At 63.5% G+C, this 18,570-nt stretch carries 16 protein-coding genes; 1 reads left to right on the forward strand and 15 read right to left on the reverse strand.

Annotated elements, in window-relative coordinates:
* Window positions 1-15: 15 nt before the first annotated feature.
* The 13 genes from EV286_RS24085 to EV286_RS24145 form a co-directional block, all read right to left on the reverse strand.
* Entirely contained in the window at window positions 16-810 is a 795-nt protein-coding gene (locus EV286_RS24085; protein WP_132959708.1) for an SDR family oxidoreductase, read from the reverse strand.
* Window positions 811-1,139: 329 nt separating this feature from the next.
* Window positions 1,140-2,225 (reverse strand): MBL fold metallo-hydrolase, encoded by a 1,086-nt coding sequence (locus tag EV286_RS24090; RefSeq protein ID WP_132959709.1) that lies wholly within the window; start codon window positions 2,223-2,225, stop codon window positions 1,140-1,142.
* Window positions 2,226-2,229: 4 nt separating this feature from the next.
* The gene (locus tag EV286_RS24095; protein WP_132959710.1) at window positions 2,230-3,909 is read right to left on the reverse strand and encodes an iron ABC transporter permease; all 1,680 of its coding nucleotides are present in this window, start codon (window positions 3,907-3,909) and stop codon (window positions 2,230-2,232) included.
* A gap of 16 nt (window positions 3,910-3,925) precedes the next feature.
* Window positions 3,926-4,888: an ABC transporter substrate-binding protein gene (locus EV286_RS24100; RefSeq protein ID WP_132959711.1), complete on the reverse strand. Its 963-nt coding sequence runs from the start codon at window positions 4,886-4,888 to the stop codon at window positions 3,926-3,928.
* Window positions 4,881-5,993 carry an ABC transporter ATP-binding protein gene (locus EV286_RS24105; RefSeq protein ID WP_132959712.1) on the reverse strand — a complete coding sequence of 371 codons (1,113 nt, stop codon included), beginning with the start codon at window positions 5,991-5,993 and terminating at the stop codon, window positions 4,881-4,883. The genes EV286_RS24100 and EV286_RS24105 overlap by 8 nt, the downstream gene beginning before the upstream one ends.
* Window positions 5,994-6,135: 142 nt before the next feature.
* The gene (locus EV286_RS24110) at window positions 6,136-7,107 is read right to left on the reverse strand and encodes a DMT family transporter (RefSeq protein WP_132959713.1); all 972 of its coding nucleotides are present in this window, start codon (window positions 7,105-7,107) and stop codon (window positions 6,136-6,138) included.
* Window positions 7,108-7,178: 71 nt separating this feature from the next.
* Window positions 7,179-8,984, reverse strand: coding sequence for an ABC transporter ATP-binding protein (locus tag EV286_RS24115; protein WP_132959714.1), 1,806 nt, complete (start codon window positions 8,982-8,984; stop codon window positions 7,179-7,181).
* A gap of 58 nt (window positions 8,985-9,042) precedes the next feature.
* Window positions 9,043-9,987: an acetamidase/formamidase family protein gene (locus EV286_RS24120; protein ID WP_132959715.1), complete on the reverse strand. Its 945-nt coding sequence runs from the start codon at window positions 9,985-9,987 to the stop codon at window positions 9,043-9,045.
* Window positions 9,977-11,605, reverse strand: a complete 1,629-nt coding sequence (locus EV286_RS24125; protein WP_132959716.1) for an ABC transporter substrate-binding protein — start codon at window positions 11,603-11,605, stop codon at window positions 9,977-9,979. Before EV286_RS24125 ends, EV286_RS24120 begins: the two co-directional genes overlap by 11 nt.
* 60 nt (window positions 11,606-11,665) lie before the next feature.
* Window positions 11,666-12,586, reverse strand: a complete 921-nt coding sequence (locus EV286_RS24130; protein WP_132959717.1) for an ABC transporter permease — start codon at window positions 12,584-12,586, stop codon at window positions 11,666-11,668.
* Window positions 12,586-13,479 (reverse strand): ABC transporter permease, encoded by an 894-nt coding sequence (locus EV286_RS24135; RefSeq protein ID WP_165932926.1) that lies wholly within the window; start codon window positions 13,477-13,479, stop codon window positions 12,586-12,588. Before EV286_RS24135 ends, EV286_RS24130 begins: the two co-directional genes overlap by 1 nt.
* Window positions 13,469-14,077 (reverse strand): ANTAR domain-containing protein, encoded by a 609-nt coding sequence (locus tag EV286_RS24140; protein WP_132959718.1) that lies wholly within the window; start codon window positions 14,075-14,077, stop codon window positions 13,469-13,471. The genes EV286_RS24135 and EV286_RS24140 overlap by 11 nt, the downstream gene beginning before the upstream one ends.
* A complete protein-coding gene (locus EV286_RS24145) occupies window positions 14,074-15,246 on the reverse strand; it encodes a transporter substrate-binding protein (RefSeq protein WP_245500811.1) in 1,173 nt (390 codons plus the stop codon). The genes EV286_RS24140 and EV286_RS24145 overlap by 4 nt, the downstream gene beginning before the upstream one ends.
* Before the next feature lie 367 nt (window positions 15,247-15,613).
* On the opposite strand from EV286_RS24145, the gene EV286_RS24150 reads away from it, so the two are divergent.
* Window positions 15,614-16,444: an MBL fold metallo-hydrolase gene (locus EV286_RS24150; protein ID WP_132959720.1), complete on the forward strand. Its 831-nt coding sequence runs from the start codon at window positions 15,614-15,616 to the stop codon at window positions 16,442-16,444.
* 16 nt (window positions 16,445-16,460) lie between these two features.
* Here the strand turns inward: EV286_RS24150 and EV286_RS24155 are convergent, their stop codons facing one another.
* Window positions 16,461-17,222 (reverse strand): polysaccharide deacetylase family protein, encoded by a 762-nt coding sequence (locus EV286_RS24155; protein ID WP_132959721.1) that lies wholly within the window; start codon window positions 17,220-17,222, stop codon window positions 16,461-16,463.
* Complete coding sequence (locus EV286_RS24160; RefSeq protein WP_132959856.1) at window positions 17,219-18,313, reverse strand: glycosyltransferase family 4 protein; 1,095 nt, start codon at window positions 18,311-18,313, stop codon at window positions 17,219-17,221. Before EV286_RS24160 ends, EV286_RS24155 begins: the two co-directional genes overlap by 4 nt.
* Window positions 18,314-18,570 lie beyond the last annotated feature (257 nt).

Consider the following 18,570-nt stretch of genomic DNA (forward strand, 5'->3'; position numbering starts at 1 on the left):
CACGCAAGCCTTGGCTCAAGGCATCAGCTGGCCGCCGTTGACCTCGATGATCTGGCCGGTGATGTAGCCCGAAAGCGTCTGTGACGCGAGGAAGAGATAGGCGCCGACACAGTCTTCGGGGGTGCCGACGAAGCCCATGGGAATGGTCTTGCGCTGCAGCTCCATCGTCTGATCGTCGGTGTATCGCTCATGGAACGGCGTGGCGATGACGCCCGGCGCCACCGCGTTGACGCGGATCTTCTCGCCGACGAATTCCTTGGCATGGCCGCGGGTGATGGTGGAGACGAAGCCCTTCGACGCGGCATAGAGGATTGCGCCGCCGCCGCCGCCGTTGCGCGCAGCGATCGAAGTCGTGTTGATGATGAAGCCGCCCTGCTTCTTCAGCCAGGGAAGAGCGGCGCGGGTTGCCGCCAGCACCGAGCGCGCGTTGAGGTCCATGACCTTCACATAATGCTCGTCGGTATATTCCGAGGTCGGCTTGCGGCCGAGCATGCCGCCGGCATTGTTGACGAGGCCGTCCAGACGGCCGAATGCTTCTGCCGCCTTCTCGACGACCTTCTCCGTCTCCCCTGCCGTCGAAACGTCCCCCTGGATCAGATGCACGGTGCCGCCTGCGGACTTGATCTCTTCGGCCAGCTTTTCGGCAGGCTCGCGGCTTGCATTATAATGGACGCCGACCTTCATCCCCTGCGCGGCAAAGGCGCGGGCGACCGCGGCGCCGATCCCGGTCGAGGCGCCGGTGATGAGCACGGCCTTGCCGGCGAGGTCGGGAATACGGATGGACGCGAGTGATTGGGCAAGATCTGACATGGCAGCGATAGCCTCCCGTGGCTCCAACAAGATAAGTCATGAAATTGATTTGCAGACTGTCTTAGCAGGCGGCGGCCCGCCCCGGCAATGCGTGAGCGCGGCACAGCGTCATTGCGTCTCTCCTGCAGCGCCGTTCGGACCCCCGTCAGACGGGGCAAAGAAGCAGTTGACCTGATCCTCTGTCGGATGAAGGCAGATGTGGAAATGGCTGTCGCCGGAGGCATCTCGTTGCCATAGGAATGAGGAAGAGCTGCTTCCGCGTCACGAACCGATGGTCCCAGCATGAAGCATGACCGAGTATCGCGTTGCGCCGGTGGAGGCATCGAGCCCTAGCCGAGTTCGACCTCGCCGGCGACGAAATGCATGCCCGGATTGGCGGCGATGAATTCGCCAAGGCCGGGCTCGCCGATAAAGGCCGGCAGGATCGCTCGCGGGCGCACGCATTCGACCAGCCAACGGAAATCGCTTGCCCGCGGATGGACATTCCACCGGATGAACCGCGCGCTGTCCTGCTCAACCAGCTCCTTGCCGGGCGTACCCTTCGCGAGATGGCCGGTGAACATGATGGCGGCCGATCGGTCGGCCGAAAAGCGCGAAGCGAGGGTCTGGGCAATGCCGCCTGCTGCATCTGCCGTCGCAGCGATCAAGACGCCGCTGGCGATCGACGTCTCGGTGAGCTCGCCGGCCTCGCCGAGCATGTCGTAAAGGCGCTGCTTGGCCTCTTCTGTGACCTCGCCGGCCTTGCTCTCGATCAGTCGCGTGGCGACCTCGCGATGGGCACGGCAGATGGATACCTCGAATCCGGCCTCGGCGAGGATCACCGCGGCATCGAGCCCACGGCCTGCCGGGGGCATCGGCAATAGCAGCGGTCCCCTCGCTGCCTCCGTTGCGAGTTCCGGCAGGCTGTCGGCAAGGGATGCCTCGTAGTTGCCGTAGGAGGCATCGCAGATCAGCACGGCTGCCTGTGGCGGCGGGTCGAAGCGGTAGATCGCGCTCTCCAGCGTCCAATCACCGGTGTAGAGCACGCCGTCTTCGCCGCCGAGCCGCATCCATATGCCGCCAGGCGCATGCGAGGCGAGGCCTGTTTCGACCGTAACGCCGAGAATGTCGACGCTGCCGTGCAGCGGCAGGTCACGGGATGGGTCGAATGCCGGACCACCGTAGATGGTCCTCGCCATCGCAGTGGAATAGACCGGCGGCGAGCCGACCTGTCCCAGAAGATGCAGTCCGCCGACATGATCCTTATGGCTGTGGCTGACAAGCACGGCGTCGATCGGGCCGACGCCGGCCAGGTCCGGAAACACCCCGGGTTCAGGGCCTTCGCCGAGATCAAGGAGAAAGCGCCTCCCGGAAAGCTCGACGAGGAAGCAGGCCGGGGTCTTGCCGCCATAGCCTGAGATTGCCTTGATTTTCATGCTGTCAGTCCTGAATGAAGCCGCCTTTTCGCATCGCGCCGAGCACGCAGAGCGGCAGCAGCGTGGTGATGACGATGGCGATGAAGGCCATCGCCATGCCAAGACCGACCGATCCTTGCTCGAACTGGCGCCAGATGAAGGTCGCGATCGTCTGCATGCCGACCGGTGCAACGACGACCGAGGCGACAAGTTCCCTCGATGCCAGCGCAAAGACGAGAAGCATCGCTGAGGCAAGGCTCGGAAAGACCAGCGGCAGCATGATGCGGCGGAAGGCCGTGAAGCCGCTTGCTCCGCAGACGCGGGCCGCCGCCTCCAGATTGTCGCCGATCTGCTGGAAGGCGGCGGCTGCGTATCGCACCGGCTGTGGCAGAAGGATGCAGCAATAGGCCAGCAGCAGGATGAAGCCGGTATTGTAGGGCGTCACCGGCAGACCCGGCATGTTCCATGCGAGGATGAGGCCGACGGCGACGACGATGCCCGGCAGTGCGTTCGGCAGGATGGTCATGATGTCGATTGCCATGCGGCCGCTGAGCTTCGACTTCACCACCGTATAGGCCGCCAGCACGCCCAGCAGGCCGGTAATCAGCGCCGTGCCGATGCCGAGCGAGAAGCTGTTCGCCAGCGCGCCGAGCGCCCCCGAGCTGTTTTGGAAGACAGCTGCGAAATTCGAAAGGGTCATGTTGTCCGCCGAGAGCCCGCCCGAGATCGTCCGTGACAAAGCGGTCGCGAGGATCGCGAGCAGCGGCACGCCGGTCGCCAGGAACGCGACGACGCCGAAGGCAAGAAGCACCGGCACCTTGAGCGCGCCGAGCGGCAGCTTGTCCTTGCCTTGGGGCTTGCCGCCGACGGTCTGGTAGGAACGGCGCGCAAGTATCCAGCGCTGCAGCAGGAAAGTGACGAGCGACATGGAAACGAGGAGCAGCGAGAGGATCGCCGCGCCCGGCAGGTCGATAGGCCAGTCGGTGACGCGCAGATCGATGCCGGTGACGAGGACCTGGAACCCGGTGCGGCGGCCCAGTGCCGCCGGCGTGCCGTATTCCTCGATCGCCGCGGCAAAGACCAGCATGAGGCTTGCCGCAAGCCCGGGAGCCGAAAGCGGCAGGGTGATGCGCCAGAAGGCGCGCGCCGGCGAGGCGCCGAAGACCCGGCCGACATCGGCATAGCGGGCGCCCACGGCCTCGACAGTGCGCGAGACGGCGAAATAGACGACCGGGAAGGTGTTGAAGGCCATGACCAGCGTCATGCCGGCGAGCGAAAAGAGAAAGGGCGCGAGGTTGAAGCCGGCGAGTTGCTGCAGATAGCCGCGTGGCTGCAGCGTCATGATCCAGCCGAGCGTCGCGATATAGGGCGGGATCATGAAGGGCACGAGCAGCAGCACGTCCCAGAAAGCGGCAAAGGGAATGCGGTAGAGCGCCCGGAAGACACCGAGGGGCACTGCGACCAGCGCCGAGGCGAGTACGACGCAGCCGCCGAGCAGGATCGTGTTGCCGGCCATGCCGAGCAGCGCGTCGTCGGCGAGCGTCGTGATCAGCGAGGAGAACGGGGCTTCGAAGGAGCCCCGTCCGAGTTCGGGAAAGATGCCTTGCAGCACCACGGCGAGGAAGGGAACGGCGACGACAAGGATCAGTCCGGCGGTCGCCACCCAGGCTGCGGGCGTCGTGCCGCCGATTCCGTTCCCTTTCATCCGCCCTGCCCTTCCGTTAGTTGCCGACCGCGAAGATGTCGGCGAACTGCTTCAGCGTTTCCTTGCGCTTGCCGTAGACATCGGCCGTGCTGTACTTCAGGAGCTTGAGATCGCTGATCAGCGGGCGGCTCGCCGGAATGTCCGTGCGCGCGGGCATCAGCATCTGGTCGGCGACGAGCTTCTGGCCTTCATCCGACAGCATGTAGTCGATGAACTTCTTGGCTTCGTCCTGCTGCTTCGACCAGTTGAGGATCATCGCCGGGCGCGGTGCGATGACCGTACCGGATTCCGGGAAGATCACGTCGATGCTTTCGCCCTTGGCCTTGGCGGCGAGCGCGATGTAGTCGACGGCGCCGAAGACGGCGGCCTTGGCACCCTGCAGGACCGGGTTGAGGGCTTCGGCATTGGCGCCTGCGACGATCGCGCCGTTCGCCTTCAGGTCATGGAAGAGCTTCCAGTCGTCCTGGCCGGCAAGTGCTGCGGTGAGCTCGAAGGACGAGCCGGACTGTGCGGGATCCGGAATGTTGACGAGATCCTTGTATTCCGGCTTGGCGAGGTCTGCCCATTCGGCCGGCTTCGGCGTGCCGCTCTTGGTGTTCCAGGCGATGCCGAGGGCGGAGATGCCCTGCGCGACGGCCGTATCCGTCTTCAGGAAGTCCGGAACCTTGGCGGCGTTCGGGCTGGTGTATGAGACGAGCCAGCCGCGCTTGGCGAAGTCGGTTGCCGTATCCCAGGAAGCCGAGATCAGCACGTCGACGACCGGGTTTGCGGCCTCCGCTTCGATGCGGGCCATCACCTTGCCGGTCGTTGCCTGGAAGACGTTGACCTTGATGCCGCTCTGGGCGGTGAAGCCGGCCGAAAGCTTGTCGATCAGGCTCTGCGGGCCGGCGGTGTAGACGGTGATGTCGGCATGTGCGACGCCCGACATCAGGGCTGCGGCAACGACGCCGAGCGTGATTTTCTTCAATGAATTAAACATTCTCCAGCTTCTCCTGTTTGGACATTTGAACCGTGTCTTGAAACCAGCGTATCTGCGCAGGGTCGATCGAAAGGCCGATCCCCTCGCCGGGCCGCAGCCGCGCCCGGCTCAATACCTGCAGTTCCAGGCCCGGCAGGCCTGCGAGCGAAACGCTTGCGAGATGCCCGTCGCCGCGGAATTGCGAGCGCAGCACCGTTGCAGAGAGCCCGTCAGGCGACTGTGCAACGGTGGAAATGGAGGCGACCGGGATGAGCACGCGCGCGGTGCGGCCCGCGGCGTCCGCCTCCCCTATCGCGATATCGCTGCCTTTGAGGAACCAGACGGCGCCGCGCCTTTCGGCCTCGGCGAGGCAGCCAAGCCGCAGGAACTCTGCGACCTCAGGCGTTGCCGGCGCGTCAACCAGCCTGTCGGGTGAAGCGAGCTGCTCGATCATGCCCGCACGCATCACGGCCACTTCGTCGGCAAGCGTCAGTGCCTCGGCGTGGTCGTGGGTGACATAGATCGCGGTGAGGCCGAGCCCCGAGATCAGGCCGGCGATCTCTCCTACCATGTTGTCACGCAGTTCGCGGTCGAGGTTGGAGAGCGGCTCGTCGAAGAGGATGAGTTCGGGCTCGGCAACGATGGCGCGGGCGATCGCCACACGCTGCTGTTGTCCGCCGGAAAGGTCGCTCGGGCGCCGGTCGGCGTAGGCGCCGAGCCCGACGCGTTCGAGGGCGCGCTTTGTCCGGCTCTCGCGCTCGGCCTTGCCGAGGCCGCGCATCTCGAGCGGAAAGGAAACGTTGCGCCCGACGTTCAGGTGCGGCCAGAGCGCATAGTCCTGGAAGACCATGCCGAGCCCGCGGCGCTCGGGCGGAACAAAGGTCTTCGTTGCTGCATCCGCAACCGCCCGCCCGGCAATGTCGATCGCTCCTCTAGTCGGCGCCAGCAGCCCGGCTACGAGGCGCAGAAGCGTGGTCTTGCCGCAGCCGGAAGGACCGAGAAGCGCAAGGGTCTTGCCTTTCTCGAGGGAGAAGTCGATGCCGCGCAGGATCGCCGACGCGCCATAGCTCAGTTCCAGTCCCGCTGCGCGAACGGCAGCAGGCGAATGGCTATGGGAAATGTTCATGAGACCGGATGTCGCGCTGAGGAAATTAAGGCGACATTTAGGCACCGCGCATGACAGCTATGCGACAGTTTGATTGCGGTTTCGTGACATTGTTGTCCGCGTCACATCGGGCGTGTGATGCAGGGCACCACACAGCCCGTCCTCAGGCCTTTGCCGTCTCCGCCGTGGCCTTCGGCTTCAGCAGGATGATGAGAAGCAAGCCGGCGATGACGAGTGCCGCGCCTTCGAGGTGATAGCGCTGCAACCGCTCGCCGAGGATCAGATAGGCAAGCACGGCGATGAAGATCGTCTGGATGTACAGGAGCACGCCCGCCCGAGCCGCGCCCAGGGCCTCGATGCTCCAATTGAAGAGATAGTACATAAGCGCCCCGCCGGGGATCGCGACATAGGCGAGCGCAATCAGCCCGCTGGCGTTCAGCGTCGAGCGTTCGTCGGAGGCAAGCTCGAAGAGGTAGAACGGCAGCGCCGTGATCACCGCTGCCCCAAGAAGCAGCACCAGCAGCGAAAGGCGATCGACACCGAACTTCGCCCGGCGAAGCAGGACGGTGTAGAAGCTGAAGCAGAAGGCGCCGGCAACGATCCACAGTTCACCGGGATTGAGGTCGAGATGCATCAGCGCGGCCGGGCTACCCTTGACGATGATGACGACGATCCCGAGAAAGGCCAGGATCGACCCGATCACCTGCCAGCTCCCCATCGGCTCGGCGAGCATGAAGCGGGCAAGGATCATGGTGATGATCGGGATCAAAGCGATGATGATGCCGGCGGTGGTGGCATCGGCATATTCGAGGCCGACGAAAATCATGCCCTGGCAGATCGCCAACCCCATTCCGCCAATGAAAAGCAGTTCGAGGGCGCGAGCCCGCACCAGCGCGACCATCTCGCGGAAATGCCGGTGCACGATCGGCAGCAGGATCGCCCAGGCGATCAGAACGCGCCAGAAGCAGAGCGCCCAAGGCGGCATCTCCGGGGAGACCCATTTCGCAGCAATATAGACTCCTGCCGACAGCAGCCAACAGAGAACCGCCACGGAATAGGCGGCTGCAAGCGAATTGCCGGCCGCCTGTTCCGTCCCGACTGTGTCGCGATGGACCGCCAGGACATTTATCGCCATGGATCAGTTATGCCACAGTTCCCGTGAGCTGCCCAGATGAAGACGGCGCTCGGGCGCGGGCTTTGCGCTGCTCAGGCGCTGGTCGCGACGAGATGGTGTTCACCGACGCTGACGAGCTTGTTGTAGACCGGCACATAGTCGAGCGGACGGATCGGACTGCGGATCTCGCGGGCGTTTTCGATGTAGAGCCGGCGCTCGCGGCGCGGATCGGGCACGGGAACGGCCGAAAGAAGCTGTCTGGTGTAGTCGTGCTGCGGATTTTCGAAGACCTGCCGCCGCGTGCCGACCTCGACGAATTGTCCGCCATACATGACCGCCACACGATGGCTGATCTGTTCGACGACCGCCATGTCATGCGAGATGAAGAGATAGGCGATGCCCGTTTCGTTCTGGATGTCCTGCAGCAGGTCGAGCACCTGTGCCTGGATGGAGACGTCCAACGCCGAAACGCTTTCGTCGGCGATGATGACCTTGGGAGACAGCGAAAGCGCGCGGGCAATCGAGATGCGCTGGCGCTGGCCGCCCGAGAATTCGTGCGGATAGCGGCTTGCCTGTTCCGGCGAGAGGCCGACGCGGCGGAAGAGATACTCGACACGGTCCTTGAGTTCAGTTCCCTTCGCAATACCGTGGATCAGCAGGGGCTCGGCGACCAGATCGCCGACGCGATAGCGCGGGTCGAGCGACGCATAGGGGTCCTGGAACACCATCTGCACATCGCGCAGCACAGGCTTCATGGCAGCGCGCGAAAGCCCGTTCGTCTCGCGCCCGCCGACACGGATCGAGCCGGTCCACGGGATCAGGTTCATGAGGGCCTTGCCGGTCGTCGACTTGCCGCAGCCGGATTCGCCGACGAGCGCCAGGGTTTCGCCCTTGCGGATCTGGAAGTTCAGCCCTTCGACGGCATGCACGCGGCTCACTGGCCGTTGCAGGATGCCGCCCTTGATGTCGAAGCGCACGGTCAGGTCGGCGACGTCGACGATGACAGTGTCGTCGGCGATGCCGGCCGGTAGCTCCGCGGTCGGAAGGGCCTTGGCGCGCTTCGGCAGGTCGGTGCCGTTCATTTCGCCAAGCTTAGGCACGGCGTCGAGCAGCATCCTGGTATAAGGTTGCTCGGGCTTCTCGAATATCTCGGCAGCCGCGCCGTATTCGACCGCCTTGCCGTCCTTCATCACCAGCACATGGTCGGCCATTTCGGCCACGACGCCCATGTCATGGGTGATCATGATGACGGAGGTGCCGCGTTCCTTCTGCAGGTGTCGGATGAGGCTGAGGATCTGCGCCTGGACCGTCACGTCGAGCGCCGTCGTCGGCTCGTCGGCGATCAGGATGTCCGGCCCCTGCGACAGCGCGATCGCGATCATTACGCGCTGGCGCATGCCGCCCGAGAGCTCGTGCGGGTACTGGCTGAGCCGCCGCGCCGCATCCGGGATCTGCACCTGGTCGAGCAGGCGTCGGGCTTCCGCCATGGCGTCGGCATGGCTCATCGGCTTCTGCACGGTGATCGCCTCGACAAGCTGGCGGCCGATGGTCAGCACCGGGTTGAGCGAGGTCATCGGCTCCTGGAAGATCATGCCGATCTCTCGGCCGCGTACCTTGCGCAGCGCCTCGTCGGAGAGTGCGAAGATGTCGGTGCCCTTGAACAGCGCCTTTCCCGAGGCAACGCGGGCCATCGGCTTGGGCAGTAGCTGCATCAGCGAAAGCGCCGTCATGGATTTGCCCGAGCCGCTTTCGCCGGCGATGCAGAGCGTCTCGCCGCGCTTCAGGTCGAAGTTCAGGCGGTCGACCACGGTCTTCGCGCCCGCGGGCGTTGCGACCTGAGTCACGAGATCACGGACGGAAAGCAGCAGGTCGGGGGATGATACGGCGGTCGGGATCATTGGGTCGTTTCAGTTGCGGGATGTGGGGAGGCCGCATCGGAAGGCGGCCTCCGGTTCGTCATTCGAACACGATGCGCGGGAAATAGAAGGACACCACCCAGTTCGGCATGTCGACGATCTCGCTGATGCGCAGATCCCCGCAGACCGAGCAGAGCATGTAGGCGTCCTCTGCCGAAAGGTTGTATTGCTTGCCAAGCAGGTCGACCATGTTGGCGACCGCGGCCTTGGCACCCTCCATCAGATCGGCGCCGATGCCGGTCGTCACCTCGTAGCCCTTGGCGTCGAGATGGCGCGTCACCGGTCCCGGCGTCGTGAAACGCGGCATCGAGAGGTTTGCGTCCTTCACCAGGTCGAGCGTCACGGTGACGTTCATCTGGCTTTCGATCGCCGTGCCGCAGACTTCACCATCGCCCTGGGCGGCATGCGTGTCGCCGATCGAAAACAGGGCGCCCTCGACCTCCACCGGCAGGTAGAGCACCGCGCCCGATGAAAGGTCGCGGATGTCGAGATTGCCGCCGACGCGCCGCGGCGGCACGACGGAGTGCAGGCCGGGCTCGGCAAGAGCAAGACCGATCGTGCCCGCAAACGGCTTCAGCGGCACCTTGCCGTGCTTGCCGTAGAGCGCCGGTTCCATCGTCGAGGCATCGTATTTCCAGAGCAGGAGCGCCGGGTCCTTGAACTGGTCGGCGAGCAGGCCGAAGCCCGGAATGTTCGCCGTCCAGCCGAAGCCCGAGGGCTCGAACTCGTGGATCGTGACCTTCACGGCATCGCCGGGCTTGGCGCCGTCGATGTAGATCGGTCCGGTGACCGGGTTCACCTTCGAGAAGTCGAGCGTCGAGACGTCGGTCACCGTGCTTTCCGGCTTGAAATGGCCGCTGCCGCTATCCTTGCATTCGAAGAAGATCTTCGAACCCGGCGCGACCTTCTCTACGGGTGGGATCGAACGATCCCACCCGTAGTGATGCTTGGCGCCGTGAATGGTGTAGTTGCAGTTATTGCACATCTTTGGCGTAGACCTGATCGTAGTTGACGGGAACGTGGACCGGATCGACGAAGATCGCGTCCGGACCGCCGAGCCGCTCGGAGCGGACGGTGAAGCGCTGTTCGTTGAACACCGGCACCCAGGGCGCGTCCTTCATGATGTCGAGATAGATCGAGCGCCAAGCTTCCTCGCGCTCTTCCTTCTTGAGCGGATCGACGATGGAATCGGCGGCAGCCGCGCGGGCATCGAGATCCTTGTTGCAATAGTAGGACCAGTTCCAGCCGCCCTTGACCGCGCCGGCGCAACCGAGGATCGGGCCGTAGAAGTTGGAGGGATCCGGGAAGTCCGCAATCCACGCCATGCCGCCCGACCAGACCATCGGCGCCTGGTCCGGCTCGCCGCCGGCCGCGATCACGTTCGCCTGGGCGAGAGCCTTGATCTCGGCCTTGATGCCGATTGCCGCAAGGTCCTGCTGAATCGCCTGGGCGATGCGCGGCTGCGGATCGGTGTTGTATACATAGAGCTCGGTCTCGAAGCCGTCCGGGTAGCCGGCTTCCGCCAGCAGCGCCTTGGCGGAGGAAAGATCGTACTTGTAGCCCTCGTAGTCCTTGGCGTAGCCGGGCATCGATGGCGGCAGCGGCTGGTTTGCGGGAACCGCGCGGCCGTTGATGATGCGGACGATGCGCTCCTTGTTGATCGCCATGTTGACGGCCTGGCGCACCTTCACGTTGTCGAAGGGCTTCATGGTCGTCTTCATCGTGATATAGCCGGTCTGAAGCTGGCCGCCCTCGATGATGAGCTTGGAGAAGGTCGGGTCGTTCTTGATCTCGAGGAACTTTGCCGGCGGGATGCCGTCGCCCGGAATGTCGATTTCACCCTTCTGCAGGCGCAGGAGCGCCACGACCGGCTCCTGGCCGATTTCGAAGGTGATCTGGTCGAGCTTCGGCAGGTCCTTGTTCCAGTAGTCCTTGTTGCGCTCGAAGACGAGCTTCTGGCCAAGCGTCCATTCGGCAAGCTTGAAAGCGCCGGTGCCGACAGGATGCTTGCCGAAATCGGCACCCCACTTCTCGACCTCTTCCTTCGGAACGACGGAGGCGAAGTTGATCGCCATCACGTGCAGGAAGGTGGCGTCGGGGCGCGAAAGCTCGATCTTGATGGTGTAGGGATCGACGACGGTGACACCTTCCAGCGTCTTGGCCGAGCCATCGGCCATCTTGTCGGCACCCTTGATCGAGGCGAAGAAACCGGCGCCGGGGCTCTGGGTTTCCGGATTGGTAACGCGGTCGAGCGAATACTTGACGTCCTCGGCTGTCATCTCGCGGCCGTTGTGGAACTTCACGCCCTTGTGCAGCTTGAAAGTGAAGGTCTTGCCATCGTCGGAGATCGTGTAGTCTTCCGCGAGGTCCTTCTTCAGCGTCGAAGTGCCGGGCTCATAATCCATCAGCCCGTCGAAAAGGCTCTTGATCATCGACCAGTTCTGCCAGTCGTAGCCGATCGCCGGATCGAGCGTCGAGACGTCGTCCTTGTAGGTGACGACCATCGAGCCGCCCTGCTTGATATTGTCCTCGGCCTGGGCCAACCCGAAGCTGGCGGCGGCGATGGCAAGTGCCGCCACGCCCGTTAGAAATCCCTTACGCATTATCGTTCTCCTCTAAGATGATTTTCTTCTGCAGTTGTCTTTTTTCCGCCGGCCCGAGGGTCAGCGGACTTTGATGCGCGGATCGATCATGGGAGCGATCAGGTCCGCGATGAGGTTGCCGATCACGATGGCGATCGCCGAAACCAGCGTCACGCCCATGATGATCGGAATGTCGACGCGCTGGATGGCCTGCCAGGCGAGCTGGCCGATGCCCGGCCAGCCGAAGACGCTCTCGACGACGACGATGCCCGACATGAACATGCCGATGTCGATGCCGATCATGGCGATTACAGGCAGGATCGCGTTCGGCAGCGCATGGCGGAAAAGAATGGTCGCTCGCCTCAGCCCCTTGGAATGGGCGGTGCGGATGAAATCCTGGCGCAGCACGTCGAGCATCGAGGAGCGCATCATTCGGGCGTACCAGCCGGCGCCGAGGATGCCGAGCGTCAGCGACGGCAGCACGAGATGTGAGAAGCCGCCGTAGCCGCCGATCGGAAACCAGCCGAGCAGAACGGCGAAGACGTAGAGCATCATGATGCCGATGACGAATTGCGGCGCCGAGACGCCGACGAAGGAAATCAGCATCAGCCCGTTGTCGACTGCACTGCCGCGCTTCAGGGCGGAGACGAGGCCCATGGCAATGCCGATGACGAGCTCACAGGTGATGGCGCCTGCCATCAGGATGAGGCTTGCCGGCAGGCGCGAGGCGATGAGTTCGGCGACCTCAGTCTTCTGCAGGTAGGACCGGCCGAAATCGCCATGCAGCAGGCCGAGGGCGTAGCGGAAATATTGCTGGTAGAAGGGCAGGTCGAGGCCGAGCTGGCGGCGGATGTTGGCAACCGTCTCGGCCGTGGCGCTGCGCCCGGCGATCTGACGGGCCGGGTCGGCCGGCAGCAGGTAAAGCAGCACGAAGGTGACGAGGCTGATGCCGATCAGGATCAGCAGCGATTGCAGCAGGCGGCGCGTGAGATAGGAAAGCATCAGTGGTGGCCCTGCTGTGTCGGATCGAGGATGTCGCGCAGCGCATCGCCGACCAGATTGAAGGCAAGAGCGAGCAGGATGATCGCAAAGCCGGGAATAAAGACGAGCCAGGGGGCCGAGGTGAAATAGGTCTGGTTCTCGAAGATGATATTGCCCCAGGAGGCCGTCGGTGGCTGCACGCCGATGCCGAGATAGCTGAGGGTCGCCTCGAGCAGCACGGTCGTCGCAATCCCGAGCGTCGCATAGACGACGATGGTCGACGACAGATGCGGGAAGATGTGCTTTGTCAGGATGCGGAAGGTGCTGGCGCCGAGCGCCCGCTCTGCCTCGACAAAGTCGCGTTCGGCAAGCGAGCGCGTTTCGGTATAGAGTACGCGCGCCACCTGCACCCAGTTCACCATGGCGATCACCATGGCGACGATCAGCAGGCTCGGGCGGAAGATTGCCGCAAGCACGATCGCAAGCAGCAGCGCCGGAAAAGCCATCATCAGGTCGGTGAAGCGCATCAGCACGGTCGAGACCCAGCCGCGGAAATAGCCGGCCGTGATACCGATCACGGAGCCGATGAGGATCGAAACACCATTGGCGATGACGCCGATGATAAGCGAGGTGCGCGCGCCGTAGATCATGCGGCTCAACAGATCACGGCCGACGAGATCGGTGCCGAACCAGAATTGCGCATTCGGCGGCAGCGGCGCGCCCTCCAGCGTCAGCCCGTCGAAGAACTGTTCATCCGGATTGTATGGAGAAACCCAGGGCGCCAGGACTGCGAGAGCCACGATCACCACTATGACGAACAATCCGAAGAGCGCCAGGCGGCGCGCTGCCAGACGGCGCAGGATGCCGGGACTGGCCGACGGCGCGTGGCCCGGCACGGTTACTTCACCCGCCATGGCGCTGTCCGCTTTCGTTCTGGGTTTCGGCAAGGATCGCAAGCGCGATCTCGTCGATCGTACGGCGCTCCTCCATCGCCAGGCGGCGTAGGAAGGCATAGGCGCTGGCCGCCGAAATGCCGTGGCGCACCATCAGCACCGCCGTCGCTTCTGCCAGGTTCTCCCGGTTTGCGAGCCGGTCGTTCAAAGTTGAGATCTGGCTGGCGAGCGCCTTGCGCCGCTTGAAGGCATGGGTGGCGATGACGAGCGCCGAATAGACGCCCGAACTTCCGATCGGCTTCAGGAGCTGAGCGTCGGCGCCGTGGCTGACGGCCCAGGTCACCCGGCCCGGCGCTTCCGAACCGATGAGGGCGATCGTCGGTATCGGCGCCTCGCCGGCCGCCCAGGGAAACTGCTCGTCATAGCCCATGTCGGCGTCGAAGAGCAGGATGTCGAAATCGGCGAAACTGCAATCCGGCGCGAGGTCCGGCCAGAAGGTCATGGTCCTGACCCCGATGCGCGCGAACTGGCGTTCCAGCGCTTCGGTGTTGGCGTGCTCGCGATGCAGGATAAGGGCTCGGAAGCCCTCGAAGGAGGGTGTCATGAAGCCGTTGCTCATTTGACGATCCTCAATGTCGGTCTGACAGGTGTCGTGCCGGGTTCGGTCTCGGGAATGGAAAGCATGGCACGCGTCAGGAAGGGATCCGGTGCAATGGCGTATGATCCCTCTCGGATGATCTCGTAGCGGCCGTCGGTCGTGGCGCGGGCGATGTGGGCGGGAACATGGATGTGGTTGTTGCCGGCATCGACCCTGAGGTTGCCGATCGGGGTGGCGACCCCTTCGGCCTTGACGGCGTCGAGCACGTCCATGGCCGAGCCCTGCCTGGTCCTTTTCAGGCCGGCTGCGATCAGCAGGACGCTCGTATAGGCCTGCGCAAAGAAGGCGGAAACGCCGGTCGCCCGCGTCTCGACAGGCAGGCTCGCCAGGAATGCGGTGTTGGCGGCACCTGCGAGCGCCTCGAAATAGGTGGCGATGGTGAAGTGGCCCTCGGCAGCGGGCGCGATATGGGCGATCTCGTTTTCGCTGAGATTACAGCTCAGCACTGGCCGATTGCCGGGCGCGAAGTCGGGATCCACCTCGCCGAGCGCGCGATAGGCTTCGAGAAACGCATGGGATGACGGGCCGATCAGCGAGCTCAGGATGAAATCCGGCTTCTTGCGGCGGATTTCCTCGACGATGCGGCCGATATCTGTGTCGCCGAGCGGTACATGCCGCTCGCCCATCACCTGCCCGCCTGAGCGGCTTATCACATCGCGGGCGATGCGGCAGGTCTCCCAGCCCCAAATGTAGTTGGAACCGAGGAGGAAGGCGTTGCGGCCGAAGGCAGGCAGCGCGAATTCCAGGAGCGGCAGGATATGCTGGTTGGCGCAGGCGCCGACATAGACCACGTTCTCGCTCGCCTCGAAGCCTTCGTAGACGCAAGGGTACCAAAGGAGCGCGCCAGTCTTCTCCAGAGCGGGGATGACTTCCTTGCGGCTCCAGGATGTGGTGCAGCCGACGATATGCTGCACTTTGTGTGTGGATACGAGGTCCGTGGCGAGCGTCGCATAGCGGTCCGTCGAGCCCTGCGGATCGGCGGGAACCGCCTGCAGCCGGAACGAGTGGCCCGCTTGTGCGTTTACTGCTTCGATTCCCGCGAGCGCGCCGGCGTAGCCTTGCTCCCCAAGGTCGGCATAGGGACCCGACCTTGAGAAAAGCACACCGACGGGAATTGCAATTCCACTCACGAACAACCACCTATAACGACAAGGGCCCCACAGGGGAATTGTCATCCCCGGCGAGGCCCATTTGCCAAAATGCTATTTGTTCAATCAAATAAAAACGTTTGTGCGCTAGAGTCAAGTGAGCTGCATAAATATTGGCCGAAGATACTTTTTAGGCAATTTGTGGCGTCGGCGAAAGACTTCCGTTGATGGCGAGAAATCGCAGGAGGCGTGCGAAACAGTCCCCCTCGTAGGAATTTTCGTCCCTTTTCGGCGTATCATTCGCCCCCATTTTTTGGGTGGCGGGCGATTTCGCGGAAAGCCGATGCTTCGCAGATTGTGGAAAGTGTGATTACGATGGCGAAATTCAGGAGCCCAGTTTGAAAAGCTGATGAGTAACGACGTGTTTCAGGTGAAATTTTGGGGTGTGCGCGGCAGCATACCGGTCTCGGGACCGGAATTCGAGCGTTACGGCGGTAATACAGCCTGTATCGAAGTGCGCTGCGGCGACCACAAACTCCTTTTTGATGCAGGATCCGGATTGCGGGAAGCGGGGCTCGCTCTGCTGGAAGAAGGCGTCACCGACGTCGACCTCTTTTTCTCCCACTGTCACTACGACCACATCATCGGGCTGCCTTTCTTCAAGGCGATCTACTATCCCAGGATCAACCTCAACATTTGGTCGGGACATCTTGCCGGCAAGATGAGCACGCGGCAGATCGTGGAGCAGTTCATCAGCCCTCCCTGGTTCCCGGTGAAGACGGACATCTGCGAGGCAAGCCTGAACTTTCGGGATTTCCATGCCGGAGACGTGCTGAGGCCGCGCCCGGGCATTACCATACAGACCTTCGCGCTCAACCATCCCGGAGGCTGCATCGGCTACCGCATCGAATGGCAGGGCCAGATCCTGTCTCTGGTCTTCGACATCGAGCACGAGCCCGGCACGCTCGATCCGGTCGCGCTGGAGTTGATGGCCGGCGCCGATCTCGCGATCTATGATGCGACCTATGTGGACGACGAAATGCAACGCTATCGCGGCTTCGGTCACTCCACCTGGCAGCAGGCGGTCAAGCTCGCCACGGAGGCGGGTACGAAGCAGATCGCCCTTTTCCACCATGCTCCGTCGCGCACCGACCACCAGATGGAAGAGCTGGAACAGGCGGCAAAAGCTGCCTTCCCCGGCGCGTTCGCGGCCCGCGACGGCCAGCTTATCAATCTTTAGTGAGCCGCTTCGGCCTCTAGCCCGGGCGTCCAGGCAGCATATCCGCGACCGAAAACCATTCCACCGCCGGATGCCCCGAGGTCGCCCGAAGCAGGCGTTCGACGAATTCCCAGGCCGTCTTGTCATGGACGAGGTGATGGGTCAGGACGCCGACAGGTTCGGGATCGCCGTCGAACCGCCTCTGCAATTCGCCGATCAGCCCGGAGACGAGTTCACCGTGATCGTGCCCGCCGCCGGTCCCGTGCCAGTCCATGATGTCCACATGCGTATTAATGAGCGGCATGGGGCTCGTGGTCTTGATCGGTCCGTAGACTGAAAGGCATGAAAAGCCGCAGCCGGCAAGTGCAGGCACGAGCGGGGCATCGATGCGGTTCCATGGCGGCACGAGCATCGGCACGAACTGCTGCGGATAGAGTTCTCGAAGGCGGTCATGGCCCTGCCGTAGCTCGCCCAGCACGGTCTCGGCCGGGCGATGCGAACCCAGCTCCTGCTTCTTCTCGCCGATCGGTGCGTGGTTCTTGTGCGACCAGCCATGGATGGCGACGGAGAGACCCGCCTCGGCCGCAAGCCGCTCCGCCAGTTCCGTGCCTGTCGGGGCTGGAATCACCGCGAGCGTCAACGGAATGGAATGAGCGGTGGTCAGGCCGAGCAATCGGTCGAGCGCCGTCGTCGGCTCGATCGCATCGTCGTCCCGCAGCCAGAGCTTTGCGCGGCGTCCGACAGCAGCCCAGCGATCGAGCGCATCGTCGAGCGCTTTCCATGCCCCATGATCGATCATCGCCGTTGCTCCACATATTGCCGCAATATTGAGTCGAGATGGTGGGCCGCCTGGTCGAGCGAGCGCTCATTGACGACAAATTGCCGTGCCGCCGCACCCATGGAACTGCGCTTGCCGGCGTCGTCCAGCAGCCGCCGGATTGCTGATGCATAGGCCTCGGTATCGCCGTCCGGCGTCAGATAACCCGTTATACCGTCCATGACGACCTCAGGAACGCCGGCGGTCGCCTGGGCGACGACCGGCAGGCCGGCGGCCTGCGCCTCGAGATAGGCAAGGCCATAGGCCTCCCCGCAACCCGGCCAGACATAGATGCCTCCCTTCGAGAGAAGCCGGGCGACCTCTTCGGCACTACGCTCGCCGAGCCACTCGATCCGCTCCGACCCTGATGTCGCGAACATAGCCTCGACCTCCGCACGCGCCGGACCGTCGCCGATCAATGTCAGCGTCCAGTCACGGTCGGCAAGGCGTTCGAGGGCGCGTGCCAGCATTGCGTAGCTTGCGAGCTTGTCCCCCCGGCGCATCATCGCCACCGCCACGAGCCGACGCCCATCGCCGGCAGGTCCGGCGGCTTCGAAGCGTGAGACGTCGATGAAAGGTTTCAGCCGCGCATAGCGTCCTTCGGGGATGGCAAGGGAAAGCCCCTCCTGATCGCGCACCGTCATGCAGATATTGATGGCAGCCTGGCGAACGGCATCTGCGACGGTCGCCTGCAACTCGCCCCAGCCGCTCTCGTTGCGCCGGCGCGAATAGGACGCCTCCACTGTTGCGTAGGCAACGGCAAATTCCCTGCAGAGCGAAGGGCCGATCAGGTCGGGCGACTTGTAATAGGGATGGTAACTGAACCAAAGGTCAGGTGGCCCCGCCTTGCGCCATTCCCCTGCCAGGCGCCTGACTTCGTCCTGGGCTTTTCTCTCGATCTCCACCCGCTCCGGCCCATCGGGCGATCCGCTGAGGCTCCGCAGTTCCGAAGCGACTTCGACGCTGTGTCCGGTCTTTTCCAGCGCAGCAATCAGGAGGCGCGCCATCAGCCTGTCGCCGGAAGGGACCGGGTAAGCGGGATGCTTGAGTGGCGCGTAGAAGGCGATGCGCATCGCGTTCACCACGGGTTCCGGCTCTGTCCCGGTCCTCGAGCCCATGCATTTTTCGCTGGCAGGTTCCCGATCGCGAGGAGCCGCGCCCGATTTACACTTCCAGCCGAAACCGCTAACGAACCGCGGGGAGACACACTGTTTCCGGCTGGGGCCACTTTCTTTCTCCGCAAGTTCTGTATTCTGCGCTCACAAAAACGTGCGTTCAGACTACCGGATCGGATGGAATGAATTTGAACTATTGGCGGTCCTAACGTTTT

Source organism: Rhizobium sp. BK251, from assembly GCF_004345245.1.
In the GTDB taxonomy this organism is placed as follows: domain Bacteria; phylum Pseudomonadota; class Alphaproteobacteria; order Rhizobiales; family Rhizobiaceae; genus Rhizobium.